We start from the raw sequence: 24,629 nt of genomic DNA on the forward strand, positions 1-24,629 counted from the left end.
CTCAGGGCGCGCAACGCAGTTCGGGCTTGGCGGGCGGCGGCGGCGCGGGCGTCTCGGGCTGGGTGGGAGTGCCCGGGTCGGTGGGGGTGCCGGCGTCGTCATCGTCGTCGCCGCCACCGCAGGCGGCCAGGGTGGCGGTCAGCATCAGCACCGCGCCGGCGCGCAGGAAACCGCGCAAAATCATGGACTTGCTCATGGGGTATCTATCCTTGGGACATCAGGGAAACAGTTCGGAGACGGACTTGCCGGACAGGGCGAGGGATTTCACTTCTTCCTCGGTCAACGCGCGCGACCAGAAAGCGAGGTCGTCAAAAATCATGGTGTACGGGCCCTTGGTGCCGGCGCAGCAGATGCCGTAGGTGCCCTTGCCGTCTTCGTTCAGGCCGATATGCGGCCCGAAGATGCCGGCGATCTGGGTCAGGTCGACGCCCGGGTTGGCGGTGGACGTGACGTTGCGCACGAAACCCAGTTCGCTGTCGTAGCGGTAGGCGGTCATCGTGCGGGCCGTCTTGTCGATGGTCATGGCGATGTAGACGGGTTTGTTGGCCGTGAACTTGACGCCGTTGATGTCGGCGCGTTTGCCGCCGCCGGCGACGTTGAAGCGCAGCTCGGGGCCGGCCCATTGGGCGATGGTGATGCCGGGGTTGCCGCCGGAGTTGTAGTCTTTGTTGCCTACGATGGATCGGTCGTTGGCGGTGCCGTCGGACTGATACCAGAAGCCGATGGTGAAGGCCTGGACGCTGTCCATGAGGCCTGCGGGGTAGTCGAGCTTGAAGGCGCCCAGGGCCGCCGTGCCGCGTTCGTTCCGGAAGCTTTTGCCGTACACGCCGGGGTCGGCGTAGGCCGGGGCCTGCGCACCGTCGAACGGGGTGATTGCGCCGCCGCCCGCGGCCTTGTCGGTCACGTCGCCTTCGAAGGGGAAGAACATGGTCAGGCCGGTGCGCAGCGAGGCGAGCAGCGGAACCGGTTTGGCGTAGACGACCGAGGCGCGCGCGGCGCTGACGGCGCGGCCGGCGGAGACGCTGTATGCCAGCTCGTGCACGCCTTCGGTGTCGAAGGTGAAGCCGGTGTCGACGTATTCGGTGGCGGTGCCGGGCAGGCGCGCGACTTCTTTGCCGTCGCGGCTGACGACGATGTCGCCGGCGGGTTCGCCGACGCGCACCCAGCTGACGGTGACGCTCTTGTTGTCCATGGCGGTGCGGGTGGCGACGCGGCGCAGCGCAAGCGGTTCGGAGAGCGCGGTGCCGGCCATGTCGTAGGCGTCCGCTTGGGGCAATGCAGCCAGGTGCGAGAGGACGGTGGGCGCGACGTCGGCGGCGCTGGGCAGCGCGTACCAATTGGTGTCCCAGACGCCGTCAAACGAAGCGTCATCGGCGCTGCCGCCGAGCAGGGACGGTTGATTGGCGGCGAGGAGGATGGTTTTGTTGGAGGAGAACGGCAGGCCGTCGCTGCCGCCGGTTTTGTCGAGGCCGTGGCTGGACGCGACGACCATGAGCCAGTTTTCGTTGGGATGGGCGGCGCGGCGGTCGGCCAGTTGCTTGGTCAGCACACCCAGGGCGGCGTCGGTCTGGCGAATGACGGCTTCGTAGGTGGTGCCGAAGCCGTCTTCGGCGGCGGCGCGTTCGGGCGCGGCGAATTGGGCGACGACGAGGTCGTAGCCTTCGGCGATGCGGTCGCGGGTTTGGGAGGCGACGCAGTCGTCTTGGCCGGCGCAGTCGGTCAGCGTCTGGACGTAGCCGGCGTCGCGGTCGGTGCTTAAGAGGCCGGCCAGCAGCGGCGAGTTGAAGGCGCCGGCGGTGCGCGCTTCTGGCTGCGCGGTCTTGATGCGTTGGAAGAGGCTGGGGGCTTTCATGCCCTGGCCTTGTGCGTTGGAGCGCACGCCGTGGACGTCGGCCCATTGCCCGGTAAGCAAGGTGGCCCAGCCGGGCGCGGTCAGCGTGGGCTGTTGGGTCACGGTGCCGGTGACGCCGCCGGTCCAGGCGCGGGTGACGGTCAGTTGGCTCAGGTTGGGGAGCGTGTTGTCGGCGGCGCCGCGGCGCAGCGCGTCGTAGGTGAGGCCGTCTACGCCGACGAACAGCACTTTGTCGACGCGCGCCTCGCCGGGCGTTGTCACGGGGGGCTGGGTCGGAGGTTCCACTGGGGCCTCGTCGTCATCGTCATCGCCGCCTCCACAGCCGGCCAATACGCTGGTCGCCAGCAACATGGCGCACCATCTTCTCCAATTCAATGTCTGCATTGCTTCTCTTCTCTTTTTCATGAAGGGGGTCTTACGCTGGGCGACATGGTGGCGATCGAACGTGAAAGACCCGTGAAGCAAAGGAGAGAAACGTTGATTGCTGAATCAGGATTCTTTTGCGTATGGGGCAATGCCGGGGGGCTTTTTGGATGGGTCGGTTGCTTGTTGGGCAAGGGAGGGGGTGGATTTTTGGCGGCCGGAGGCGCGGTGATGCTGGGTGTCTGACGCCGGTGAGGCGTCTGGGTCGGTGGGGCCCGGGCGTTGAGTTCTTGAGGCGTCCGGCACGGTGGCGGCCCGGGGCGCGCGGGGCCACGATTGCGGTCCGGAGCCTTCGCTCCGGACTGCCCCGTCGTCATCGTCGTTGTCGCCTTCGGCGCCTGCCTTCCGATTCCCTCGGGCTTATCGACGCCCCGCGCACCCCGGGCCGCCACCGCACCGGACTCGAGCAGTTCAAGCTTGCCGGGCGGCGGGACGGTCAGCGTGCTTGGCGTTCTGTTGGAGATGTGCCCGGGTTAGAAGCGGCTTGCGGGGCCCGTCCACGTTCGGCCGCGCGGGCGGCCTCCGGGGACTTACGCTGCGTCTTGCGTCGTGGCGATGACGCTTCGCGTGTGGCGGGAGATTCACGGGTGTCTGGCGACGTTGGCGGTGATCACCGCGCCTGGTGTCTGACACCCGCTGAGACGTCGCGGCAAGCCAACGAGCATTTGCCGCGGGAGTCTCCCCAGGTGTCTGACACCGTCGTATTGCTACCGTCTGGTTGCTGCTATTGCATTGCTGTCATGAAACGCCGCTATAGTCGGCCGCGTCTTGTTGCCCTTGCCTGAATGCCATGCCTTTGTCCTTGCGCCTGCCCCTGCCCTCCGCGCCAGCCGCGCTGCGCGTCCTCGCCGTGCTGGCCTTTGCCGCGGGGCTTGGGGTGTGGGCGTCGATCCTGCTTGCGCCGCAGCCCGGCCCCCTGCCCCCGGCCGTCTCCGCGGCTGCGCCGCGCGCGGCCGATAACACGCCGGTGGCGTTGTGGTTCGGCAAGGATGAGGCTATGCGTACGCAGATAACCGTGCTGGGCGTGATCGCGGCCGGCCCCGACGGCGCGGCGGTGTTGAGCGTGGACGGCGGACCGCCGCTGGCGTGGCGGGCCGGCGCGGAAGTGGCGCCGGGGATCGTGCTGCGCGACATTGCGGCGGATGCCGTGACGGTCGAACAGTCGGGCCGCGCAAGCCGACTGGCGGCGCCGGCGGCCCAGGATGCGCCGGGCGGGATCACGCGGGAAAAGTAGGCGTGGGACGGGTCCGCGACGCATGAGCCAATGACAGACGGCAGGCTGGCAACGCTGCGCGTCCTGACGAACGTTCTATGGAATCGGCGGTTCTTGAACCTGCATCTCGTGAACTAGCAGCCCGTGAATGTTCGGCTTGCGACTTAGCAGCTTGTGACTTAGCAGCTTGTGACTTAGCACCTTGTGACTTAGCAGCTTGTAACTCAGCAGCTTGTGACTCAGCAGCTCGTGAATCAGCATCTAGTAATTCAGCAGCTAGTGACAAAGTCGCGCAAGACGAACGGGGCGATCTCCCGGCGTGCGCATTACTGTCATATTTCATGTCCACAATCCCGGGCTTCAACAGATAGACCGGAGTTGCAAAGTGCGTCAGTTACCGCGCGGGCTTGCCCGCCAGCAGGGCTTCACCCTCATCGAGATCATGGTGGTGATTGTGATCATGGGGATTCTGGCCGCGCTGGTGGTGCCGCGTGTCCTCGATCGCCCCGACCAGGCGCGCCAGGCCGCTGCCCGTCAGGACATCGGCGGCATCATGCAGGCGCTGAAGCTGTATCGCCTGGACAATGGCCGCTATCCCACTACTGCGCAGGGCCTGCGGGCGCTGGCGCAAAAGCCTGATGGCGTGGCCAACTGGCGCGGTTATCTGGACAAGCTGCCCAACGATCCGTGGGGCCACCCCTATCAATACCTGAGCCCCGGCGTCAAAGGCGACGTCGACGTCTTCTCGTTTGGCGCCGACAACAAGCCCGGCGGAGAAAGCGGCGATGCCGACATCGGTTCCTGGGACCTCTGAGCGCGGTTTCACGCTGGTCGAAGTTTTGGTAGTGCTGGTGATCGTGGCCATTGCCGCGAGCATGGTGAGCCTGTCTGTCGGCCGGGGCGACAACCGCTTGCGGGCTGATGCCGAGCGTCTGGCCGATGCGTTTACGGTGGCGCAGAGCGAAGCGCGCAGCGATGGACGCAACATACGCTGGCTGGCGAACGGCCAGGGCTGGTCGTTCGAGCGCGCGGGCCGTTCGGTGGGCCCCACGGCGCAGGACGATATTTCCGTGCCTGTCGACCGATTGGAAAGCGATGAGGTGCTGCGGCCGCAGTCGTGGTCGGCCGCGCCGGTGCAATGGCGGTTGGATCCGGACCGCCCGCTGATCTTCAATACCGAATGGGTTGCCGCGCCGATGACGCTGACACTGAGCGCAGCGGATGCGCACGTGACGCTGCAACGCGACGCTGCGGGGCGCTATGAGATTCGCTGAGATGGCTTCCGAGGTGGCCGCGGGTGAAGTCGTCAATGAGGCTGTTGATGATGCTGTCGATGACACTTTCGGTCTGCCTGTTAATGAAGCCGTCGATGAAGCGGTCGTTGAAGCGGTCGATGAAGCCGTCGATGACGCCGTCGACAAAGCCAGCAATGCCGCCGCCGGTGACGCCCGCCACGGCAACGCCGGGGACTCTGCCCCAGGCGCCAGCGGCCAAGCTCACCCAAGCGTGGCGGGCGCCGCGTTTCGCCGTCCGCGCAACCGCGAGCGCGGTTTCACGCTGATCGAAGTGCTGGTCGCGCTGGCGATCATCGCCGTGGCGATGGGCGCGGCGCTGCGCGCCACCGGCGTGATGGCGGCGAACAACCGCGCGCTGCAGGACAAGACGCTGGCGTTGCTGGCCGCGCAGAATGCGCTGACGCAATTGCGACTGGAACAGGCCCTGCCGCGCGCCGGCACGCAGATGGTGCCGTGTCCGCAAGGCGGCCTGGCGCTGCAATGTGAACTGGTGTTCACCAATTCCATGAACCGAAGCTTCCGGCAGGTGGCGGTGAAGGTCCACGACACCGCGTCTCCCCGCGATGGCGCGATCCTGCTGCAGCTCGACGGGCTGTTGTCCAGCCTGCGATGACGATGCGCCGTTCTCCACAATCGCAGGCCGGCTTCACGCTGATCGAGGTGCTGGTCGCCCTGGCGCTGATGGCGCTTGTCAGCCTGATGGCTTGGCGCGGACTGGCCAGCGTGTCGGGCGCGCGCGATCTGATCGCTGCGCAGGCCGAGGACACGGATGCGATTGTGCGCACGCTGGGTCAGATGGCACGGGACGTGGAGTTGTCGTACACGGGTCCCGCCTTTGATTCGCCGGGACTGGACGCGGTGGCGTTCACGACGGGCTTGCGGCTGCTGCCGCGCGCGGCGGGCGGGCAGACGCTGGAGATTTTGCGTCCCGATCCGGATGGCAACGGATTGTGGCAGCGCATTCAATGGCAGGTGCGCCGCGACGGTTTGTGGCGGGTGGGCGGACCGTCCGCGCAGCGCAGCCCGTTGCCTGCGGCGAATGACGGCGTGCTGTTGCTGCCGGGCGTGCGGTCGCTCGCGCTGCGCGCTTGGGTGCCGGGCGTGGGCTGGGCGGACGCCAACGCCTCGTTTGCCGCCGCGCCTAGCGGTCTGGAGATCGCGTTTGAACGCGGGGTGCCGGGCGACCTGCGGCGCTATACGCGCGTCCTGGAGCTGCCATGAGCCGGGTGGTCATTCATGGAACTGGCAGAGGTGGCGCGCGCGGCGCAAGGGGCGCAATGGGCGCAATTGGCGCATCTGGCGCATCTGGCGCATCTGCTGCATCTGCTGCATCTGCTGCATCTGCTGCATCCGCTACATCTGCTGCATCCGCGGCATCTGCTGCATCTGCCGCATCTGCTGCCTCTGCTGCATCTGCTGCATCTGGCGCACGCAACGCACAAGACCCAGCCGCCGCGCGCTACACCCCCACCGCGCTCCGCCAACGCGGCGCGGCGGTCGTCAGCGCGCTCATCGTTGTCGCAATCGTGGCCGCGCTGACGACCAGTCTGTTTCAGCGGCAGACTGCCAGCACACGCCGCGTGGAAAATGAACTGGCGCGGGTGCAGGCGCGCGCGATGCTGGCGGGCGGGATCGACTGGGCGCGCCTAGTGATACGCGACCACGGCCGGCGCGAGCCCACCACCCGCGGCGACCAGATCTGGGCCACGCCGGTGCTGGACACCCGCATCGAACGTCCGGGCGACGATCGCGTGGCGGTGTTTTCTGGCGGTGTGCAGGACGAACAGGGTAAGTACAACCTCTACAACCTGGCGCGCAACGGCGTGCCGCAACCGGAGCAGGAAGAAATCCTGCGGCGTCTGCTGGGCGTGCTGGAACTGCCCGATACGCTGGCCGCGCGGATCGTCGACATCGTCGCGTCGGCGCAGCCGCCCGCGCTGGCGGCGAATGCCTCGAACACCGGCCCTGACGCCGCCCCTAACTCCACCCCTAACGCCACCCCAGACACCGCCCCGAACACCGCCGCGCGGCCCGGCCCGCAGGCGCGCGCGCCGCTGCCGCGCGGGGTCGACGAAGTGGCCGCCCTGCTGGGGCTGGAGCCGCCGATGCGCAATGCGCTGCGGCGCACGATGACGCTGCTGCCTTCGGCCACCACGGTCAACGTCAACACCGCGCCCGCCGAGGTTATCGCGGCGCTGGTGCCGGGGCTGTCGCTGGCGCAGGCGCGCGCAATGGCGGGCGAGCGCGATCGCGGCAACTGGTTCAACAACACGGGCGATTTCGCCAATCGGCTGGCGGGCACGGGCGTGAAGACGCCCGCCCCGTCGGTCTCCACCAACAGCGGCTGGTTCCTGGCCAGCGGCACCGTGGTCTACGAACGGGCGCGCGTCTCCATGCAGGCGCTGATGCGCAGCGCCCCGCCGGCCGCGCCCGAAACCATCTGGACGAGAGAAACACCTTGAAGAACACCCTGCGCATCGCCCTGCCCGCGCTGGAGGAATTTGGCGCCGATTCGCCGCTGCCCTACGCGTGGTTCGACCGGCGCGGCCGCTGCGTGCGGCAAGGCGAGCTGGCGCTGCGCGCGCTCGGAAACGCCTGGCCACAGGCCATGTGCGAAGCCGTGCTGCATCCTGCCGACGTCATCGCCGCGACGGTGCAGATCCCTGCGGTGGCGCGCGCGCATTTTGGCGCGGCCGTGCGCGGTGCGCTGGAACCGCTGGTGCTGAGCGATCTGGATAGTCTGGCGATCGGGTACGGCACACGTGCCACGGACGGCTCCGTGCCGCTGGCGTGGTCGCCGCGTGAACCGGTTCGTCGTGCTTGGGGACTGCTCAGCCAGCAAGGGCTGCGCGTGCGCGCGCTGATCGCGCCGCAGGCGCTGGCGCCGGCCACGGATGCGCCCTTGCGCGATCCCGCGGATCCGCGCTGGCACGCGCCCTCGCCCGCATGGTCGCTGGCGATGCCACAGCTTGCCCCGGTCAGCGTGTCGCGCTGGCAGCCGGTGTGGCGCTGGGGCGCGCTGGCCGCCGTGGTGTGGATTGCGGGACTGAATATCTACGCGGCGCAGTTGCGCGGCGAGGCCGACGCCTTGCAGCGCGGCATGCACGATCAGGTGCTGGCGGCCTTTCCCAACGTACCGGTCGTGCTGGACCCGGCGCGTCAGGCGCAGCAAGGGCTGGACGCGTTGCAGGCCAACCGCGGCGCCGCCAGCGCGGGCGACTTCCTGCCGCTGGCGCGCGCAGCCGCGCAGGCCCTGCCCTTTGCGGCCGACAAGGTCGCGCACCTGACCTACGCCGATCAGGCGCTGACGTTGCAGCTGGCGGACGCTGGCCCGCAGGCACAACGCGTCGCCGAAACCCCCGCACTGATCCAGCAGGCCGCCGCTTTGGGGCTGAAGCTGGAACGCGGCGACACCGACAACACCTGGCGCATCGTGCGCAGCCAACCATGAAACCGCTTTACCGACTTCAAGCCGCGTGGCAGGCCGCGCGCAAACCCGTGGACCCGGCGCTCGCGCGCGCCCGCCAACGCTATCAGGCGCTGGCCCCGCGCGAACGGCGCCTCGTCACCGGAGCCGCCTTGCTGCTGGGCGCGGCGATCGGCTTCGTCACCCTGATCGAACCCGCCCTGAACACCGTGCGCAAGCTGCAGGCCGAGCTGCCGGGGCTGCGCACCCAGGCCGCCACCGTCGCCGACCTGACCGCGCAAGCCGCCGCCCTGCGCCAGCGCAGCGCCGCGCCTGCGGGCGCGATGCCCAGCACGGCGGAACTGGCGGCAAGCCTGGAACGCGCCGGCCTGCCCGCGGGGCCATGGAAGCTGGCGGATGCGGAAGGCGGTGGCGTGGAACTGTCGCTGGACCAGGCGCCGTCGTCGGCGCTGATGCGCTGGCTGGACGGTGCGGGACGCGACTGGGGGCTGGCGATCTCGCAAGTGGACCTGACGCGCGCCGCGAACGCCAATGGACGGCCGCTGCCGGGCCTGGTCAACGGCAAGGTCGTGCTGCTGCCGCCGCAGGCGGCGGGGAGCCGGTGATGGTCGTGAAGATTCTCTTGGACCGCGCGGCAGGCCTGCAGAGGGTTGGCACGGTGTGCGCCGCAATCGGGAGCGACTCATGCCTGTGAAGCTTCCCTCGCGCCGCGTCGCAGGACTGTGCTTCGCCGGCGTCCTATGCGCCGCCGCCGCGGGCGCCGCTGTGCTGCCCGCGCGCTGGGTGTTGGCGTTCTTGCCAGACGACGCGCCGGTCACACTGGCCGACGCCAGCGGGACGCTGTGGCGCGGCAGCGCCTGGGTCGCACTGGGCGCCCAAGGCGCGCGCCGCGTGCTGCCGCAACCGGTGCAATGGCAATGGCGCTGGGACACGCTGGCGCTCGACATCTCGCATCCCTGGCTGCAGGGCACCTTACGCGCGCGCCCCGGGTGGAACGGCCTGGCGCTGCCTGCGTCGTCCCTGCGCGTGCCCGCGACGGTCCTGCCCGCGCTCGGCGCGCCTTGGAATACGTTGTCGCCGCAAGGCATGCTGGAGATCAGCTGGCAGCCCCTGAGCCTGGGCGCCCCGCTTCCCCCCGGCCCGGCCGTTGACCTGCGCTGGCGCAACGCGGCAACTGCGCTCTCGCCCATCACACCGGTGGGCACCTACTTGTTGCGCGCGCAAGGCGGAAAGAGCGGCGCGACGCTGGTCCTCAGCACGGAAAGCGGCCTGCTCGACGTGAAGGGCCAGGGCGGCACGGGCCCGCGCGGTTTGAACTTTCAGGGTGAGGTCACGTTCGCTCGATCGGCCAGCGAAGCCGACCGCGCCGCGCTGGACGGCCTGATGTCGACGCTAGGCCGCCGATCAGGCGACACGGTGACGTTCAGCGTGGGGAAATCGGCGCGTTAAATGTCGAAGTTCATTGAACTGGGTAGCTGATCGAGTCCATCACATCACGATGCTCTCCAATCCCAGCCCCCTCGCGCACCCTAAAACGGCGGTGAGCCAGACCCGGGCGACCAACGACCACTACCGGTCAGGAACGGAATTTCCCAGTGCTCGGCCATTCCTCCAAATTTGGCCGTCGATAAGCCTATCAGCGGGCCCGCTCACCGCGATCATTAAATTAATGAGTTTTCAGCCAGCGACTGATGACGACGGCGGTCGCCGCCGCAATCGTTGCCGCAGAGGCACCCACGACCGCAATACTAGCGACGCCCCACCATGCGATGCTGGCTCCACCAAGAACTGCGCCCAGGGCGATGCCGCCGTTGGCGGCGGAGACGTTAATTGTTCCCGCCAGCGCCTGCGCGTGGGGAGCTGACTTCATGACTCGGATCTGGCAAATGGGATAAAGGGCCGTGTTTGCAATGCCCCAAACCCCCAACGCGATTGCCAAGCAGACGTTCTGCCTGGCAAAAAACATAGTGGCTAGCATACCGATGGCAAGAACGACGCTAAAAATTGCGGTGCTGGCGAGCGGCTTGCGGTCCACCCACAAGCCGCCCAGCCAGTTCCCCACGAGGCCCACGGCACCAAAGCCCATCAACCACCACCCAACGTTGGCCGAAGGCACAAGCGCCACCTTCTCCAACAGTTCGGCCAAGTAGGTGTAGCCCGTAAACATCGCGGTGAAGACGGCAATCGACAGCGCCACATTTGCCAAGAAGGCGGGATCACGAAGGATCCGAGCCTGCTGAGCAAGCGCGACTCGTTTGCCCGCAGCCAGCGCAGGCATGAGGAAATGCAGCAGCACCGCAATCAGCGCCGATAAGAGTGCCAAGGCCCAGAAGGCGCCTCGCCACCCGATAGCATCGCCCGCGACAGTACCCAGCGGAATGCCCAATAGCATGGCCGCGGAAATACCCAGGTAAACGGTAGAAACTGCTCTCCCCGCTCGTTCCGGCCCCGCCAACTGGGCTGCGGTTTCACTGGCCGTGCCCCAGAACACGGGTAATGCAAGCGCCGGCACGACGCGGGCGATGGCCAATATCCAGACATTCGGCGCCAACGCCGCCACGGCGTTGGATACAGCGAAAAGAACGAGCACCGCCATAAACATGCGCTTGCGTTCTACGTGTGCAAGCCATGCGGTTAGCGGCGGGCCAAAGAGCATTACGACGACCGCGAATAGAGTAACAAGCTGACCAGCCGTGGCGACGGAGATTGAAAGGTCGCGCGCCAAGGCCGGCAATAGCCCCACCATCAAAAACTCGGTTGTGACGATTACGAACGCTGCGATCGCGAGGATATATGTGGATGCGGCGCCAGCTCGCGCAGCGTGTCCCGGTTGTTGTGGGACCGTGGTGGATGAAGATGACATTTTTCGGCCAGAGGGGTTTTCAAGCCTTGCATCTTATTAAGTCCTAGATTTCTCATGTTGGACACTTATTCCACCTATTTCATCCCTTAAGTCCGAAATCAGATCCGCAGCCTATCCCCGAAGTAAGTCAGCAAGGCATCCACTTTGGGCAACAACTGTCGACTCCTCTGCCACAGAAGGTATAGAGGCAAGCCATCCACAGCCATTGACGGAAAAACCTGCACCAATTCGCCACGGGCTAACCGATCCTCAATGAGCCATGTGGATAGTTGGGCCACGCCAAATCCCTGGACCACCGCTTCGACCCACGAGTCAGCGCTACCGACCTCAAGCTTTGCCGCTGGATGGCAGTGTTCGACAGGTGCATCACCCTGCTGAAGGAACCATGGGCTGGGCGTGCCATCCGGCCGCCGGTAAAGCACGGCATCGAGCCTCTCCAGGGCACTGACGTCGTTCGCCATCTCTCCCACCCGCTCCAGATATTTCGGCGCGCAGCAGAATATGCGCCGCTCCCGACCAAGGTAGCGGTACCCGACCGGCGTCGGCCACGTCTCTGCGCCGCCGATACGCACGGCGACGTCGACGCCATCTTCCACCAGATCCACAAATCGATCGGTAAACGAAACCTGCGGCTGGACGTTGGGAAACGCGCGCATGAAGTCAAAAATGACGGGCATCACAGCCAGGCGGCCGTAAGTTGCCGGCAGGTCGATCCGCAGCTTTCCTACAGGATCCGTATCGTCGGCTTTGAGCACGTGCTCAGCCTCTTCAAGCTCCCCGAGCACCCTCTGACATGTTCTATAGAACGCCTGGCCGGCGTCGGTCAAAGAGAGACTGCGCGTGGTGCGCTCAAACAATCGGACTCCAAGCCGCGATTCCAGGCGAGCCACCGCCTTTCCCACGGCAGAGTTTGTCAAGTTCAAACGATCAGCTGCAGCCGTAAAGCTGCCTGCATTTGCAACCGACACGAAAACGTCTATGCCTTTCAGGCGTTCAGAGGAATACATGTTTATGGAAATTGGTTCCGAAGAATAGGTAAATACTATCCGTATTCGTCTGCGATTTCCTCAATAAGATTTGGCTTCGCCCCTCGACGGCTTAAAGCACTAAAGCCTTCTTTCCGCGCCTATCCAATCGCGCAACGGCACTTAGGAATCAACATGACCAGAATCTTTGAACCCTATGACATGGGCCCAATCAAACTACGCAACCGCATTGTGATGGCGCCGCTGACGCGATCACGTGCACCCGAGGACATTGCCGATGAGCGGGTAGCGCTGTATTACGCCCAACGGGCCACGGCAGGACTGATCGTCAGCGAGGGAACACCGATTTCGAGAGAAGGCCAAGGCTACCTCTTCAATCCCGGCATCTTCACCGAAGAACAGATTGCCGGGTGGCGCTTGGTGACAAACTCGGTCCGCGCAAACGGCGGCCGAATGTTCGCGCAGATCTGGCACGTCGGCCGGGTATCTCACCCGTCCATTCAGAATGACGGCGCCTTGCCGGTCAGCGCGAGTTCCAAGACACCGGTCGGCGCAAAGGCTTTCGGCTATGACGAGTTCGGGGCACCTGGCCTAGTCGATCCGCCAGCCCCGCGCCAGCTCGCGACCTCCGAGATTCCTCGCATCGTGCAGCAGTTCGCTCAGGCTGCGGCCAATGCCGTAAACGCCGGCTTTGACGGAGTCGAAATTCATGGCGCGAACGGGTATCTGTTTGAGCAATTCCTAAACCCTTTGGTCAACGACCGCACCGACGCGTACTCGGCTGCGTCCATGGATAACCGCCTACGCTTCACGTTGGACGTGATAGACGCCGTAGTAGAGCGCATCGGTGCGCAGCGAGTGGGCATCCGAATCTCGCCCTACGGCCAATTGTTCGATATGCCGTTGTATCCGGAGATTGATGCAACTTACACCCGTCTGATTCAGGAAATCGGCAAGCGAAAATTGGCATACGTTCACTTGATGGATCAAAGCGGCTTCGCCGTCGGAGACACCACTATTGACGACGGCGCCGCGACGGGGTTCAGATCGCTGCTAAGCACTTTCAAGTCATATCTGCCCCAAACCAGCCTGATCCTGGCTGGGGGCATGACCCGGGACCGGGCGGAGTTCCTCATCGCTAATGGCGTCATAGACCTCGCAGCGTTCGGCACCCCCTTCATCAGCAATCCCGACTTGGTCGCGCGTCTGCAAAACGGTTGGCCACTCACGCCGCCTGACCGCGCGACCTTCTACGGTGGTGGAGCAGAAGGCTACGTGGACTATGAAGCCTACTCTCCCGATGACGCCTAGGACGTTAAAGCGAAACCTCGGTTTTGGGCCGAAAGCTGTCGGCCGCTCAACCGACATTCCGCCCACTTACAGGCCAAGTTCGGTGAACCAATCTCAAGTTGGATGAACTTCGACATCAAGGGCGGCGACGGGCAGGAGAAGGTGTCAGACACCCGGGGAAGGCCTGCACAATAGGAAGGCCAACTCACCCGGGTGTCTGACACCGGGCAGAGTTTGTAGAACGAAGTGAGGTGTCCGACGCCAAGCAACTGCCAGCGTTACGCGTCCCGCGTCACCCGCAAAATTTCCTCCGGCGACGTCTGCCCCGCATCAACCCACCGCTGTCCGTCCTCGCGCATGCTGCGCATCCCCGACGCAGCCGCGGCGCGGCGCAGTTCGCGTTCGTCGCGACCTTCGTGGATCAAACGGCGGGCCTCGTCGTCAACCGTGAACAGCTCGTGGATGCCCGAACGGCCGCTGTAGCCGGTATGGTTGCAGGCCTCGCAGCCCACGGGGTGGAACATCTGCACGCCGTCCAGCATTGACGGCGCCTTGCAAGCGGGACATAGCTTGCGCACCAGGCGTTGCGCCAGCACGCCCAGCAACGACGACGCCAGCAGAAACGGTTCTACGCCCATGTCCGTCAGGCGGGTGACCGCCGACACGGAGTCGTTGGTGTGCAGCGTGGCCAGCACCAGGTGGCCCGTCAGCGACGCCTGCACCGCAATCTGCGCAGTTTCCAGGTCGCGGATTTCGCCGATCATGATGACGTCCGGGTCCTGGCGCAGGATGGCGCGTAAGGCCAGCGCGAAGCTCATGTCGATCTTGGCGTTGACCTGCGTCTGGCTGATGCCGGCCAGGTCGTATTCGATGGGGTCTTCCACCGTCAGGATGTTGCTGGTGGAAGCGTCCAGACGGCTCAGCGCCGCGTACAAGGTGGTGGTCTTGCCGCTGCCGGTCGGGCCAGTCACCAGCACGATGCCGTGCGGCTGGCGGATCAGGCGGTCCAGCTGTGACAGCACGCCGGGGCTCATGCCCAGCTTTTCCAGTTGCAGGCGTCCCGCTTCCTTGTCCAGCAGACGCAGCACGGCGCGTTCGCCATGGCCGGTCGGCAGCGTGGACACGCGCACGTCGATCGGCCGGCCGCCCACGCGCAGCGCGATGCGGCCGTCCTGCGGCAGGCGTTTTTCGGCGATGTCCAGGTGCGCCATGATCTTGATGCGCGAGATCAGCGCGGCATGCAGCGCCTTGCGCGGGGACACCACATCGCGCAACGTTCCGTCGACGCGGTAGCGGACCACGGAATGCGTTTCGAAGGGTTCGATGTGAATGTCGCTGGCGCCGTCGCGCGCGGCCTGCGCGAACAGCGCGTTGATCATGCGGATCACGGGCGCGTCGTCCTGCGCTTCGAGCAGGTCCGCCACCTCGGGCATGTCCTGCATCAGGCGGTCCAGGTCGATCTCGTTTTCCGCCACGCCCATGACCGACGCCGCGTCTTCCGAGTGGCTGTAGGCCGCGGTCAGCAGCGTCTCCAGCGCTTCGTCGTCGATCTGCGTGAGGCCGATATCGCCGTGGCAGCGCCGGATTTCGCGCACGGCCCATTCGGGCGTGCGCGGACTGACCGTCAGTTGCGCCTGCCCACCGCGCAGCGAGAGCACCGCGCGCTGCGCGCGAGCCCAGGCGTAGGGCAAGGGGTGCGCGCTCATAGCAGCTTCTCGGGGTCCACCGCCACCGTCATCATGACCGGCCGCGGCGCGCGGATGGGCTGCTGCGCGGGCGCGGGCGGCGCGCCGGGATACTGGCGCACCGCAAAGGTCTCCACCGTGGTGGGCGGCGGGCGGCGCAGCGTTTGCGCCTGCTGTTCAGGACGAAGATCGTAGGCGTTGTTCGACACCGACGGCGCGGAACCCGGCAGCGGCAGGATCGGCGCCTGCATGTCCGGCAGCGCCCAATGATCGCGCGGCTGCACGGCGCCCTGCGCGCGGCGCATGTAGTCGTAGCGGTCCATCGTGACGCTGGCGCTGCGGTTGGCGTCGCGCACCACGTAGGGACGCAGGAACACCATCAGGTTGGTCTTGGTGCGCTTGCGCGTGTCGTAGCGGAACAGCGAACCGATCACGGGCAGCGAGCCCAGGCCCGGCACGCTGTTGGACGTCAGCGTCACGTTGTCTTCCAGCAGGCCGCCCAGCACGATGATCTGGCCGTCGTCGATCAGCACGCTGGTGTCGATGGCGCGTTTGTTGGTGACGATGCCGGTCGTGGGGGTCGAGCGGCTTTCGTCGATGCTGCTGACTTCCTGGTAGATGTCGAGCTTGACCGCGCCGCCTTCGGAGATCTGAGGTCGGATGTTGAGCTTGAGGCCCACGTCCTCGCGTTCGATCGTCTGGAACGGGTTCGAGCTGCCGTTGCTGCCCGAGGTCACGTACTGCCCCGTCACGAACGGCACCGTCTTGCCCACCAGGATGCTGGCCGACTGGTTGTCCAGCGTCAGCAAGTTGGGCGTGGACAGGATGTTGGCTTCGCCGGTGTTCTGCATGGCGCGCGCCAGCACGCCCAGGTTGATGACTTCGTTGCCCAGCACATCCACAGTCCCCTTCACCACGCCCAGGCTCAGACCGCCGCCCAGCGCGTCGATGGACGTCGGGCCGTTGCCGGTGATGCCGCTGCCGCCCAGGTTCGTGCCGCCGATGAAGCTGGTGCCATTACCGTTGATGTTGCCGGCGCCGGTCATCCACTGGATGCCGAATTCCGCGGCCTTTTCCTCGCTGACTTCGACGATCAGGCTTTCCACCAGCACCTGCGCGCGGCGCTGGTCCAACTGGTCGATCACTTCACGCAGGCTGCGGTACAGCGGCTCAGGCGCGGAGATGATGAGCGAGTTGGTGGCGGGGTCCGCCTGGATGGTGGCCCCGCCCGCGGAATACGACACGGCTTGCGACGAGTTGTCTTCGCGCGCGATGCGCTCCTGTTCGCCGGACAGGCCGCCGCGGGATGAGCCCGACTGGCTGGACATGCCCAGCCCGGCCTGGTTGGATGTGCTGCTGGCGGTGTTCTGCGTGCGCGCGCCGCCCTGCGAGCCGCCGGTGCTGCTGCTGGCGCCGGGGGCCGCGCCGGGCGCGGAATTGGCCTGGCCCGTCAGCAGTCCGCCCAGCACCTCGGCGATGCGCGTGGCCTGCGCGTTGCGCATGTAGACCACGTGCAGGTTGCCCGCGCGGTTCTGCTGCGCATCCAGCTTCTGGATCAGCTCGCGCGCAAGACGTGTGCGGGCCGGGCTGCCCGAGCGCACCAGCACGCTGTTGCTGCGCGGATCCGCCACGATGGCGATGCGCTGCGTCGGATCGCTGCTCTGCGTGTCCAGCAACTGCGAGGCCAGGATGGCGATGTCGGTGGCGATGGCCGACTGCACCGGCACGACGTCGGTGTCCATCGAACTGGGCACGTCGATGCGCGCGATGACGGCGGCAATGCGTTCCAGGTTGTCGGCGTAGTCCGTCACGACCAGCGTGTTGTTGCCGGGGTACGCGTTGATCGGGTTGTTGGGCGGCACCATGGGGCGCAGCACCGGCACGAGGTTCGCGGCGTTCTCGTACTTGAGCGGAAACACGCGCGTCAGCATTTCGCCGCTGTTGCCGCCGCTTTTGGCAAAGGCCGACACGGGCACGGGCGCCCTGCCGCTCGCAGCGGTCGCGGCGCCCGCCGGACGGGCACCGCCCACGCCCGGGCCACCCACGACAGCGCTGCCTTGCAGCTTGGCGTCGGCCTCGGGCACCACGCGCGTCACGCCGTCGACATCGACGATGGCAAAGCCCTGCAACCGCAGCGCGCCCGTCAGCATGGAGAGCGCCTGCGCGCTATCCACGGGCCGGTCCGACACCAGCGTGAGCTTGCCCTTGACGCGAGGGTCCACCAGGAAGTTGCGCTGCGTGAACAGGGACAGCGCGCGCAACACTGCGGGGATGTCCGTGTCGACGAAGTTCAGGCTGACGCGGTTGTCCGCCTGTTGTGCATGAGCCGTGCTGGCGGCGGGTCCGAGTTGGCTTGCGGCAAGCAGGAAGGCGAGGCTGAATTGCGCGATGTGACGCATGACGAAATAGTTGCCCGAGACGTGAAATCGTTTGAGAAAACGGGAAAGCGCGTCGGAGTATACGGGGTGTGACTGCAACACTACGGTCATATTTCCAAGGCAAGGTAACGGGCTGGAAACCCTTTAAATTCGGGGCTCTTGGCGATTTCGGCAGGTGCTTCCGCTTTATTACAGTCATGCCTTCCTTTCGCTATGAAGCCACCGACGCGCTCGGCAAAATCGTGCGCGGCACGATCGACGCCGACTCCGAGCGCGGCGCCCGCAACCAGTTGCGCGGGCGTGGTCTGTTGCCGCTGTCGACCTCGCTGGCGGCGCGCGCCGAAGGCATGGGCGCGGCGCTGCGCACGCGCCTGTCGGACGCGGACCTTGCGTGGCTGACACGCCAGCTCGCCAGCCTGCTGGCCGCGCGGCTGCCGCTGGATGCGGCGCTCAGCGCCACGCTCGAACAGGCCGAAAAAAAGCACATCGCCGCCACGTTAGGCGGCGTGCGCGACGACGTACGCGCCGGCCATCGCCTGTCGGCCGCATTGGCCTCGCGGCCGCGCGACTTTCCCGAGATCTACCGCGCGCTGATCGGCGCGGGCGAGGAATCGGGCGACCTGGCGCAGGTGATGGAAAAGCTGGCCGACTACATCGAGGAACGCAACACCCTGCGCAGCAAGGTCATGACGGCGTTCATCTACCCGGCGGTGGTGGCCAGCGTGTCGGTGGTCATCGTCATCTTCCTGCTGGGCTATGTGGTGCCGCAGGTGGTGTCGGCCTTCAGCCAGGCCAAGCAGGAACTGCCGCTGCTGACGCGCGTGATGCTGGGCCTTTCGGACTACGTGCGCGAATGGGGCGCCGTGACCGGCATCGCCATCGTCGCGGTCATCGCGTTGTGGCGCTACACGCTGCGCGCGCCGGCCGCGCGGCGGGCCTGGCATGCGCGCGTGCTGCGGCTGCCGCTGGCCGGTCGATTCGTGCTGGGCGTGAATGCCGCGCGCTTCGCGTCCACGCTTGCCATCCTGTCGGGCAGCGGCGTGGCCCTGCTGACCGCGCTGGAGGCGGCGCGCCGCACGCTCAGCAACGATGTGCTGCGCCTGGCGGTGGACGAAGCCGCCGCGCGGGTGCGCGAAGGCGCTGCGCTGTCGTCATCGCTCGGCGCGCAGAAGGTCTTTCCGTCGCTGCTGGTGCACCTGATCGCCAGCGGCGAAAAGACCGGCCGCCTGCCCGAGCTGTTGGACCGCGGCGCGCAGAACCTGTCGCGCGACCTGGAACGGCGCGCGATGGCGATGACGGCGCTGTTGGAGCCGGCGCTGATATTGCTGATGGGGGGATTTGTCCTGCTGATCGTGCTGGCGGTGATGATGCCGATCCTGGAGATGAACCAGTTGATCAGGTAGGGATGCGGGCCGCGGAAATACGGGCGGCAGGGGTACGGGTCAAATCGATGCGACCCGAATGGATACGGGCCGCACCATGGCGCGGCCCGCGAAATACAGGAATCAGAGCGCCTCTTCGTCGCTCTCGCCGGTGCGGATGCGGATGGCCTGCTCCACCGGGGTCACGAAGATTTTGCCGTCGCCGATCTTGCCGGTGCGCGCGGCCTTGACGACCGCTTCGATGGCGGCTTCGACCTGGTCGTCCGGCAAGACGACCTCAACGCGGATCTTGGGCAGGAAGTCGACCACGTATTCGGCGCCGCGATAGAGTTCGGTGTGGCCCTTCTGGCGGCCGAATCCCTTGACTTCGGTGACGGTCAGCCCGCTGACGCCGACTTCCGCCAGCGCCTCGCGGACTTCGTCGAGCTTGAAGGGTTTGATGATGGCGGTGACTTGTTTCACGTTGGTCGTCCTGGGTTTTTGATGTGTTGCGTCGCCCTGCCGCGCTGCCGATCGTCTTGTCGGGCGGGCGCCGGGCGCAATGGTTAAGAGAATAACACCGGGCAGGCGCGGCTGCGGCTCCGGAGAAACGCGCGCTGGCCCTGCCCCGCAGCGCGCCCCGCTTGCCGCCGCCCCAACTTGGTGCGCGGCAACGCCGTCAGCCCTTGGGCGTCTCGTCGGGAATGGTGTCGGCCTCGCGCATCCAGACCACCGATTCCGAGTCACTGGGCGCGCGCCAGTCGCCGCGCGGCGACAGCGAACCGCCGGAACCCACCTTCGGCGCGTTCGGGATGCAGGTGCGCTTGAACTGGCTGGTCCGGAAGAATTTGTCCAGGAAGATCTTCAAGTTGCGCTTGATAGCGGCCAGATCGTACTGGTTGCGGGCCACGTGCCCGGCTTCGGGCCAGGCGCCGGCCTCGCGGTCGCGCCAGGCCGTCCACGACAGGAACGCGACCTTGGTCGGCGCAAAGCCGTAGCGCAGCGTGTAGTACAGGTTGAAATCCTGCAATTCATAAGGACCGATGGACGCTTCGCTCTTTTGCTCGGGCTTGTCGTCCGCGCCCCCCGGCACCAGCTCGGGGCTGACGTCCGTGCCCAGCACGTCCAGCAGCACCTGCGCGCCGTCGTCGCCCAGACGACCCGATTCGGCGACCCAGCGCACCAGGTGCGTGATCAGCGTCTTGGGCACGCTGGCGTTCACGCTGTAGTGCGACATGTGATCGCCCACGCCGTACGTGCACCAACCCAGGGCAAGCTCGCTCAGGTCGCCGGTGCCAATGACGATGGCGTTGCTGAAGTTGGCCAGGCGGAACAGGTGGTTGGTGCGCTCGCCCGCCTGCACGTTCTCGAACGTGATGTCGTAGACCGGTTCGCCGTTGGCATAGGGATGGCCCAGGTCTTTGAGCATCTGCAGGCAGCTGGGGCGGATATCGATTTCGGACGCCGTGCAGCCCACCACCGCCATCAGGCGGCGCGCCTGCTGCAGCGTGCGGGTGCTGGTGGCAAAGCCCGGCATCGTGACGGCTAGGATGTTTGAGCGCGGCAGGTCCAGCGCGTCCATGGCCTTGGCGCAGACCAGCAGCGCGTGCGTGGAATCCAGCCCGCCCGAAATGCCGATGACCACCTTCTTCATGCCGCTGGCGGACAGCCGCTGCGCCAGCGCCTGCACCTGGATGTTGTAGACCTCCTGGCAGCGCGCGTCGCGGCGCTGTGGGTCGGCCGGCACATACGGGAAGCGCGCCACGCGGCGTTCGAGCGGCAGTTCGGTGTCTTCCAGCGGCGGATTCACCGGCACCGCCACGCGGCGGAACTTGCGCACCTCGTCCTGATGGCGGCGCACCGACTGGCCGAAGGTGCTCTGGCGCATGCGCTCGCGCGACAGGCGTTCCAGGTCGACGTCCGAGAACAGCAGATGGGAATGGTTCAGGAAGCGTTCGGATTCGGCCAGCAGTTCGCCGTTTTCATAGATGAGCGCCTGGCCGTCCCACGCCAGATCCGTCGAGGATTCGCCCCGCCCGGCCGACGTGTACATATAGGCCGACAGGCAGCGCGCCGACTGCTGCGAGACCAACTGGTGGCGGTATGCGGACTTGCCGACGACGATGTTGGAGGCCGACAGGTTGACCAGCACCGTGGCGCCGGCCAGCGCGGCAAACGACGACGGGGGAATCGGCACCCAGACGTCTTCGCAGATTTCGACGTGGAACTGGAACAGCGGCAGCTTTTCCATTTGGAACAGCAGTTCGGCGCCAAACGGGACCGTCTGGCCCAGCAGGTCGATCTGCGCGTCGATGGCGCAATCGGCGGCGCTGAACTGGCGGGCTTCGTAGAACTCGCCGTAATTGGGCAGATAGGTCTTGGGCACCACCCCGAGAATGCGTCCGCCGGCCGCCACCACGGCGCAGTTGAACAACTGGTGGGCAACACGCAACGGCGCGCCGACGACGATGGCGATATCCAGATCGGCCGTGGCCTCGACCACTTGCGCCAGCGCGGCTTCGCAGGCGTCCAGCAGGGCCTTCTGGTGAAAGAGGTCGTCGCAGGTGTAGGCCGACAGGCCCAGTTCGGGAAACGCCGCCAGCACCGCGCCGCCCTGGGCGGCCTGCTGCGCCAGCGCAATCGTCTGCGCGGCGTTGAAGGCGGGATCGGCGACCCGGCACTCGGGCACGCCGACCGCGACCCGGGCGAAGCCGTGGGAATACAGGTTGAAGAACGGGTTCGACATCGGGGATTTCGCCTGGAGTTTCGCTGGGGGTTTTGCCTGGGGCCCGGGAGTTCGTAGGCCCTGGAAACAACCGCCGGATTATCTCACGGCCCTCTGGCGGCGGCGTGCCTCCGCACCCTTGTCCCTAGCGCGGCATCTTGCCGTCCGTCAGCCCCCGCTCGAACGGCAGGGCCGCGTCGCCGTCCACGACAGGCCCCTGCCGGTCGCGCTCGGCGGACAGCGCCGCCTGGATGGCGCTGTCGCGCAGGTAACTGCCCATCGCGCCGATGTCCGCCCCGGACGGCTGCTGGTACAGGCGCAGGCCCAGTTCCGGCAGGATCGCCAGGAGATGGTCGAAGACGTCGCCCTGGATGCGTTCGTATTCGACCCAGGCGGTCACGGCGGTAAAGCAATAGACCTCTACCGGAATGCCCTCGGACGTGGGCTCCATCATGCGCACCATCATCGCCATGTCCTGGCGGATCTCGGGATTCTGCTTCAGGTAAGCCAGCGCGTAGGCGCGCAGCGTGCCGATGTTGGTCAGCCGGCGCCGGTTGGCCGGCACGCTGGCCAGTTCGCCCAGCGTCTGGTTGGCCTGGACGATGTCCTGGGTCTTGGTCTGCAGGTAGTCGTGCAGCAGCCGGAACTTCATCAGGCGCTGCGGCTCGTCGTCGGCCAGGAATCGCACGCTGGCGGCGTCGATGCGGATGGTGCGCTTGATGCGCCGGCCGCCCGATTCGAACATATGCCGGTAGTTGCGGTAGCTTTCCGAGAACAGCTTGTAGGTCGGCACCGTGGTGACGGTGTTGTCCCAGTTCTGCACCTTGACGGTATGCAGGGCGATGTCCTTGACGAAGCCGTCGGCGTTGCATTGCGGCATCTCGATCCAGTCGCCGATGCGCAGCATGTCGTTGCTGGTGAGCTGCGTGCTGGCCACCAGCGACAGCAGCGTGTCCTTGAACACCAGCAGCAGTACCGCGGACAGCGCGCCCAGGCCCGAGATCATCCACAACGGCGACCGGTCGATCAGGATGGAAAGCACCAGAACGGTGCATACCGCCGCAAGAATCAGCTTGCCAATCTGGATGTAGCCCTTGATGGAGCGGGTCTGCGCGCGGGTCGTGGCCGAATAGGTGTCCTGCCAGGCGCTCAGCACGCCCGAAAACGCAATGAACACGCAGATCCAGGCGCCCGCGTGCGCCAGCCGGCCGACGATGCTGACCGCCCGTTCGGCATGGGGCACCAGGTCGATGCCCACGGACACCACTGCAAACGGCACGGCGTACCAAAGGTTCTGATACGCCCGGCGGCGCTGCAGCGCCTTGTCCCAGTCGACGCGGCCGCTGGCGACCAGCAGCCGGTGGGCCAGCAAGAGGACGACGCGGGCGACGACCCACTGCACGAACAACGCGGTCAGGATAAGCACGCCGATCCCGATCAGCGTCTGCGCCCAGATCTCCCGCGGCATGTGGGTATCAAGTTGGGTGACTAGCTCTTCCCATTCCAGGGGCATGGATCCGTACTCGCTTTTCAGGTCTTGAAACTAACCGGGGATTATCCGACAACTCGCCCTGTCCGCGGGTTCCGGCCCCGCATATCCGGCCCCGGCATTACCCGGCGCGGCGCGAGGCCCTATAATCCCGGCCATCATGGCAAAGACTCCCTCCCCCGATCAAAACCAGTTCGCCAACAAGGCGCAGGCCTGGTCCGCCCGGTTCTCCGAGCCGGTTTCCGAACTCGTCAAACGCTACACGGCGTCCGTGGATTTCGACAAGCGCCTGGCGCGCCACGACATCCAGGGCTCGCTCGCGCACGCGGACATGCTGGCCGCCCAGGGCATCATCGGCGCCCAGGATCTGGCCGACATCCAGCGCGGCATGACCCAGATCCTGTCCGAAATCGACGCCGGCTCGTTCCAGTGGCTGCTCGACCTGGAAGACGTCCACCTGAACATCGAAAAGCGCCTGGTGGAACTGGTGGGCGACGCGGGCAAGCGCCTGCACACCGGCCGTTCGCGCAACGACCAGGTCGCCACCGACATCCGTCTGTGGCTCCGTGACGAAATCGACACGCTGCAGATCTTGCTGCGCCAGCTGCGCCACGCGCTGGCCACGGTCGCGCTGGAAAACGCCGGCACCATCATGCCGGGCTTCACGCACCTGCAAGTGGCCCAGCCCGTCACCTTCGGCCATCACCTGCTGGCGTACGCCGAAATGTTCGGCCGTGACGCCGAGCGCCTGGCCGATTGCCGCCGCCGCGTGAACCGCCTGCCGCTGGGCGCCGCCGCCCTGGCCGGCACGTCGTTCCCCATCGACCGCGAACGCGTCGCCAAGACCCTGGGTTTTGAAGGCGTGTGCCGCAATTCGCTGGACGCCGTCTCCGACCGCGACTTCGCCATCGAATTCTGCGCCGCCGGCGCGCTGATCATGACGCACGTCTCGCGCCTGTCCGAAGAGCTGGTGCTCTGGATGAGCCCGCGCGTGGGCTTCATCGACCTGGCCGACCGCTTCTGCACCGGCAGTTCGATCATGCCGCAGAAAAAGAACCCCGACGTGCCTGAGCTTGCCCGCGGCAAGACCGGCCGCGTCAACGGCAATCTGGTCGCCCTGCTGACCCTGATGAAGGGCCAGCCCCTGGCCTACAACAAGGACAACCAGGAAGACAAGGAAGGCCTGTTCGACACCGCCGACACGCTGCGCGACACGCTGACGATCTTCGCGGACATGGCCGGCGGCATCAAGGTCAAGGCCGACAACATGCGCGCCGCTGCGCTGCAAGGCTTTGCCACCGCCACCGATCTGGCCGACTACCTGGTCAAGCGCGGGGTGCCCTTCCGCGACGCCCACGAAGTCGTGGCCCACGCCGTGCGGGATTGCGAACAGCGCGGCTGCGATCTGGCCGACCTGTCCACCGCCGAACTCACGGCCTACCACCCCAGCATCAGCGAAGACGTGCATCAGGTGCTGACGCTGGAAGGTTCGGTTGCCGCGCGCAAGCATGTGGGCGGCACCGCTCCGGAGCGCGTGGCTGAAGAAGCCCAGCGCGTTCTGGCGGAAACGGCGGAAGGCTGATTGCCGCTGCGGGTAGTAGCTTGACTGCAAGGCCCCCTTTTTTGGGGGCCTTGTTGTTTT

The 24,629-nt window shown here is 66.3% G+C and carries 22 protein-coding genes; 13 read left to right on the forward strand and 9 right to left on the reverse strand.

The window, feature by feature from the left end; all coding sequences use genetic code 11:
- Window position 1: 1 nt before the first annotated feature.
- On the reverse strand, window positions 2-196 hold the full coding sequence (locus AC6CIE_RS09000) for a hypothetical protein (protein ID WP_175126126.1): 195 nt from the start codon (window positions 194-196) through the stop codon (window positions 2-4).
- A gap of 21 nt (window positions 197-217) precedes the next feature.
- Window positions 218-2,203, reverse strand: coding sequence for an alkaline phosphatase family protein (locus tag AC6CIE_RS09005; RefSeq protein WP_498092042.1), 1,986 nt, complete (start codon window positions 2,201-2,203; stop codon window positions 218-220).
- Window positions 2,204-3,065: 862 nt separating this feature from the next.
- Between AC6CIE_RS09005 and AC6CIE_RS09010 the strand changes: the two genes are divergently transcribed.
- From AC6CIE_RS09010 to gspN, 10 genes are all read left to right on the forward strand, one after another.
- Window positions 3,066-3,509: a hypothetical protein gene (locus AC6CIE_RS09010; RefSeq protein WP_451999973.1), complete on the forward strand. Its 444-nt coding sequence runs from the start codon at window positions 3,066-3,068 to the stop codon at window positions 3,507-3,509.
- A gap of 364 nt (window positions 3,510-3,873) precedes the next feature.
- Window positions 3,874-4,302, forward strand: coding sequence for a type II secretion system major pseudopilin GspG (gene gspG, locus AC6CIE_RS09015; protein WP_175126123.1), 429 nt, complete (start codon window positions 3,874-3,876; stop codon window positions 4,300-4,302).
- A complete protein-coding gene (gene gspH / locus AC6CIE_RS09020) occupies window positions 4,274-4,762 on the forward strand; it encodes a type II secretion system minor pseudopilin GspH (protein WP_451999971.1) in 489 nt (162 codons plus the stop codon). Before gspG ends, gspH begins: the two co-directional genes overlap by 29 nt.
- A 232-nt stretch (window positions 4,763-4,994) precedes the next feature.
- Window positions 4,995-5,396: a type II secretion system minor pseudopilin GspI gene (gspI, locus tag AC6CIE_RS09025; protein ID WP_498092123.1), complete on the forward strand. Its 402-nt coding sequence runs from the start codon at window positions 4,995-4,997 to the stop codon at window positions 5,394-5,396.
- A 2-nt stretch (window positions 5,397-5,398) separates the two neighbouring features.
- Window positions 5,399-6,004 (forward strand): type II secretion system protein GspJ, encoded by a 606-nt coding sequence (locus AC6CIE_RS09030; RefSeq protein ID WP_191579435.1) that lies wholly within the window; start codon window positions 5,399-5,401, stop codon window positions 6,002-6,004.
- Between the two features lie 15 nt (window positions 6,005-6,019).
- Complete coding sequence (locus AC6CIE_RS09035) at window positions 6,020-6,322, forward strand: hypothetical protein (protein WP_498092129.1); 303 nt, start codon at window positions 6,020-6,022, stop codon at window positions 6,320-6,322.
- On the forward strand, window positions 6,295-7,245 hold the full coding sequence (gene gspK, locus AC6CIE_RS09040; RefSeq protein WP_498092125.1) for a type II secretion system minor pseudopilin GspK: 951 nt from the start codon (window positions 6,295-6,297) through the stop codon (window positions 7,243-7,245). Before AC6CIE_RS09035 ends, gspK begins: the two co-directional genes overlap by 28 nt.
- Entirely contained in the window at window positions 7,242-8,234 is a 993-nt protein-coding gene (gene gspL / locus AC6CIE_RS09045) for a type II secretion system protein GspL (RefSeq protein ID WP_498092044.1), read from the forward strand. Before gspK ends, gspL begins: the two co-directional genes overlap by 4 nt.
- A complete protein-coding gene (locus AC6CIE_RS09050) occupies window positions 8,231-8,815 on the forward strand; it encodes a type II secretion system protein M (protein ID WP_498092046.1) in 585 nt (194 codons plus the stop codon). Before gspL ends, AC6CIE_RS09050 begins: the two co-directional genes overlap by 4 nt.
- Before the next feature lie 79 nt (window positions 8,816-8,894).
- Window positions 8,895-9,659 (forward strand): type II secretion system protein N, encoded by a 765-nt coding sequence (gene gspN, locus AC6CIE_RS09055; protein WP_498092048.1) that lies wholly within the window; start codon window positions 8,895-8,897, stop codon window positions 9,657-9,659.
- A gap of 217 nt (window positions 9,660-9,876) precedes the next feature.
- Here gspN and AC6CIE_RS09060 read toward each other — a convergent pair whose 3' ends face one another.
- The gene (locus AC6CIE_RS09060; protein WP_498092050.1) at window positions 9,877-11,073 is read right to left on the reverse strand and encodes an MFS transporter; all 1,197 of its coding nucleotides are present in this window, start codon (window positions 11,071-11,073) and stop codon (window positions 9,877-9,879) included.
- 98 nt (window positions 11,074-11,171) lie between these two features.
- On the reverse strand, window positions 11,172-12,080 hold the full coding sequence (locus AC6CIE_RS09065) for a LysR family transcriptional regulator (protein ID WP_498092052.1): 909 nt from the start codon (window positions 12,078-12,080) through the stop codon (window positions 11,172-11,174).
- A gap of 153 nt (window positions 12,081-12,233) precedes the next feature.
- Here AC6CIE_RS09065 and AC6CIE_RS09070 point away from each other — a divergent pair, with 153 nt between their 5' ends.
- Entirely contained in the window at window positions 12,234-13,370 is a 1,137-nt protein-coding gene (locus tag AC6CIE_RS09070) for an alkene reductase (RefSeq protein WP_498092054.1), read from the forward strand.
- A 257-nt stretch (window positions 13,371-13,627) separates the two neighbouring features.
- Here the strand turns inward: AC6CIE_RS09070 and gspE are convergent, their stop codons facing one another.
- Both gspE and gspD read right to left on the reverse strand, forming a co-directional pair.
- Entirely contained in the window at window positions 13,628-15,055 is a 1,428-nt protein-coding gene (gene gspE / locus AC6CIE_RS09075; protein ID WP_498092055.1) for a type II secretion system ATPase GspE, read from the reverse strand.
- Complete coding sequence (gene gspD / locus AC6CIE_RS09080) at window positions 15,052-17,433, reverse strand: type II secretion system secretin GspD (protein WP_498092057.1); 2,382 nt, start codon at window positions 17,431-17,433, stop codon at window positions 15,052-15,054. The genes gspE and gspD overlap by 4 nt, the downstream gene beginning before the upstream one ends.
- 176 nt (window positions 17,434-17,609) lie before the next feature.
- Between gspD and gspF the strand changes: the two genes are divergently transcribed.
- Window positions 17,610-18,815 (forward strand): type II secretion system inner membrane protein GspF, encoded by a 1,206-nt coding sequence (gene gspF / locus AC6CIE_RS09085; protein ID WP_175126113.1) that lies wholly within the window; start codon window positions 17,610-17,612, stop codon window positions 18,813-18,815.
- 102 nt (window positions 18,816-18,917) lie between these two features.
- Here the strand turns inward: gspF and AC6CIE_RS09090 are convergent, their stop codons facing one another.
- The 3 genes from AC6CIE_RS09090 to AC6CIE_RS09100 all read right to left on the reverse strand — a co-directional run bounded on the left by AC6CIE_RS09090 (window position 18,918) and on the right by AC6CIE_RS09100 (window position 23,011).
- Window positions 18,918-19,256 (reverse strand): P-II family nitrogen regulator, encoded by a 339-nt coding sequence (locus AC6CIE_RS09090; RefSeq protein ID WP_006386376.1) that lies wholly within the window; start codon window positions 19,254-19,256, stop codon window positions 18,918-18,920.
- A 196-nt stretch (window positions 19,257-19,452) separates the two neighbouring features.
- Entirely contained in the window at window positions 19,453-21,519 is a 2,067-nt protein-coding gene (locus tag AC6CIE_RS09095) for an NAD(+) synthase (protein ID WP_498092059.1), read from the reverse strand.
- A 124-nt stretch (window positions 21,520-21,643) separates the two neighbouring features.
- Window positions 21,644-23,011, reverse strand: coding sequence for a mechanosensitive ion channel family protein (locus AC6CIE_RS09100; protein ID WP_175138929.1), 1,368 nt, complete (start codon window positions 23,009-23,011; stop codon window positions 21,644-21,646).
- A gap of 136 nt (window positions 23,012-23,147) precedes the next feature.
- Here AC6CIE_RS09100 and argH point away from each other — a divergent pair, with 136 nt between their 5' ends.
- Window positions 23,148-24,569 carry an argininosuccinate lyase gene (gene argH / locus AC6CIE_RS09105; protein WP_498092061.1) on the forward strand — a complete coding sequence of 474 codons (1,422 nt, stop codon included), beginning with the start codon at window positions 23,148-23,150 and terminating at the stop codon, window positions 24,567-24,569.
- Window positions 24,570-24,629: the final 60 nt, after the last annotated feature.

It is taken from the genome of Achromobacter sp. GQ309 (assembly GCF_059759315.1).

Excerpts from the sequence above, each read along its gene's own strand:
- AC6CIE_RS09005 (WP_498092042.1), bottom strand. The coding sequence starts at position 2,203 with ATGTTGCTGGCGACCAGCGTATTGGCCGGCTGTGGAGGCGGCGATGAC.
- AC6CIE_RS09065 (WP_498092052.1), bottom strand. The coding sequence starts at position 12,080 with ATGTATTCCTCTGAACGCCTGAAAGGCATAGACGTTTTCGTGTCGGTT.
- argH (WP_498092061.1), top strand. The coding sequence starts at position 23,148 with ATGGCAAAGACTCCCTCCCCCGATCAAAACCAGTTCGCCAACAAGGCG.
- gspN (WP_498092048.1), top strand. The coding sequence starts at position 8,895 with ATGCCTGTGAAGCTTCCCTCGCGCCGCGTCGCAGGACTGTGCTTCGCC.
- gspD (WP_498092057.1), bottom strand. The coding sequence starts at position 17,433 with ATGCGTCACATCGCGCAATTCAGCCTCGCCTTCCTGCTTGCCGCAAGC.
- gspF (WP_175126113.1), top strand. The coding sequence starts at position 17,610 with ATGCCTTCCTTTCGCTATGAAGCCACCGACGCGCTCGGCAAAATCGTG.
- AC6CIE_RS09010 (WP_451999973.1), top strand. The coding sequence starts at position 3,066 with ATGCCTTTGTCCTTGCGCCTGCCCCTGCCCTCCGCGCCAGCCGCGCTG.
- AC6CIE_RS09030 (WP_191579435.1), top strand. The coding sequence starts at position 5,399 with ATGCGCCGTTCTCCACAATCGCAGGCCGGCTTCACGCTGATCGAGGTG.
- AC6CIE_RS09035 (WP_498092129.1), top strand. The coding sequence starts at position 6,020 with ATGGAACTGGCAGAGGTGGCGCGCGCGGCGCAAGGGGCGCAATGGGCG.
- AC6CIE_RS09000 (WP_175126126.1), bottom strand. The coding sequence starts at position 196 with ATGAGCAAGTCCATGATTTTGCGCGGTTTCCTGCGCGCCGGCGCGGTG.
- gspH (WP_451999971.1), top strand. The coding sequence starts at position 4,274 with ATGCCGACATCGGTTCCTGGGACCTCTGAGCGCGGTTTCACGCTGGTC.
- gspE (WP_498092055.1), bottom strand. The coding sequence starts at position 15,055 with ATGAGCGCGCACCCCTTGCCCTACGCCTGGGCTCGCGCGCAGCGCGCG.
- AC6CIE_RS09095 (WP_498092059.1), bottom strand. The coding sequence starts at position 21,519 with ATGTCGAACCCGTTCTTCAACCTGTATTCCCACGGCTTCGCCCGGGTC.
- AC6CIE_RS09060 (WP_498092050.1), bottom strand. The coding sequence starts at position 11,073 with ATGTCATCTTCATCCACCACGGTCCCACAACAACCGGGACACGCTGCG.
- AC6CIE_RS09070 (WP_498092054.1), top strand. The coding sequence starts at position 12,234 with ATGACCAGAATCTTTGAACCCTATGACATGGGCCCAATCAAACTACGC.
- AC6CIE_RS09100 (WP_175138929.1), bottom strand. The coding sequence starts at position 23,011 with ATGCCCCTGGAATGGGAAGAGCTAGTCACCCAACTTGATACCCACATG.
- AC6CIE_RS09050 (WP_498092046.1), top strand. The coding sequence starts at position 8,231 with ATGAAACCGCTTTACCGACTTCAAGCCGCGTGGCAGGCCGCGCGCAAA.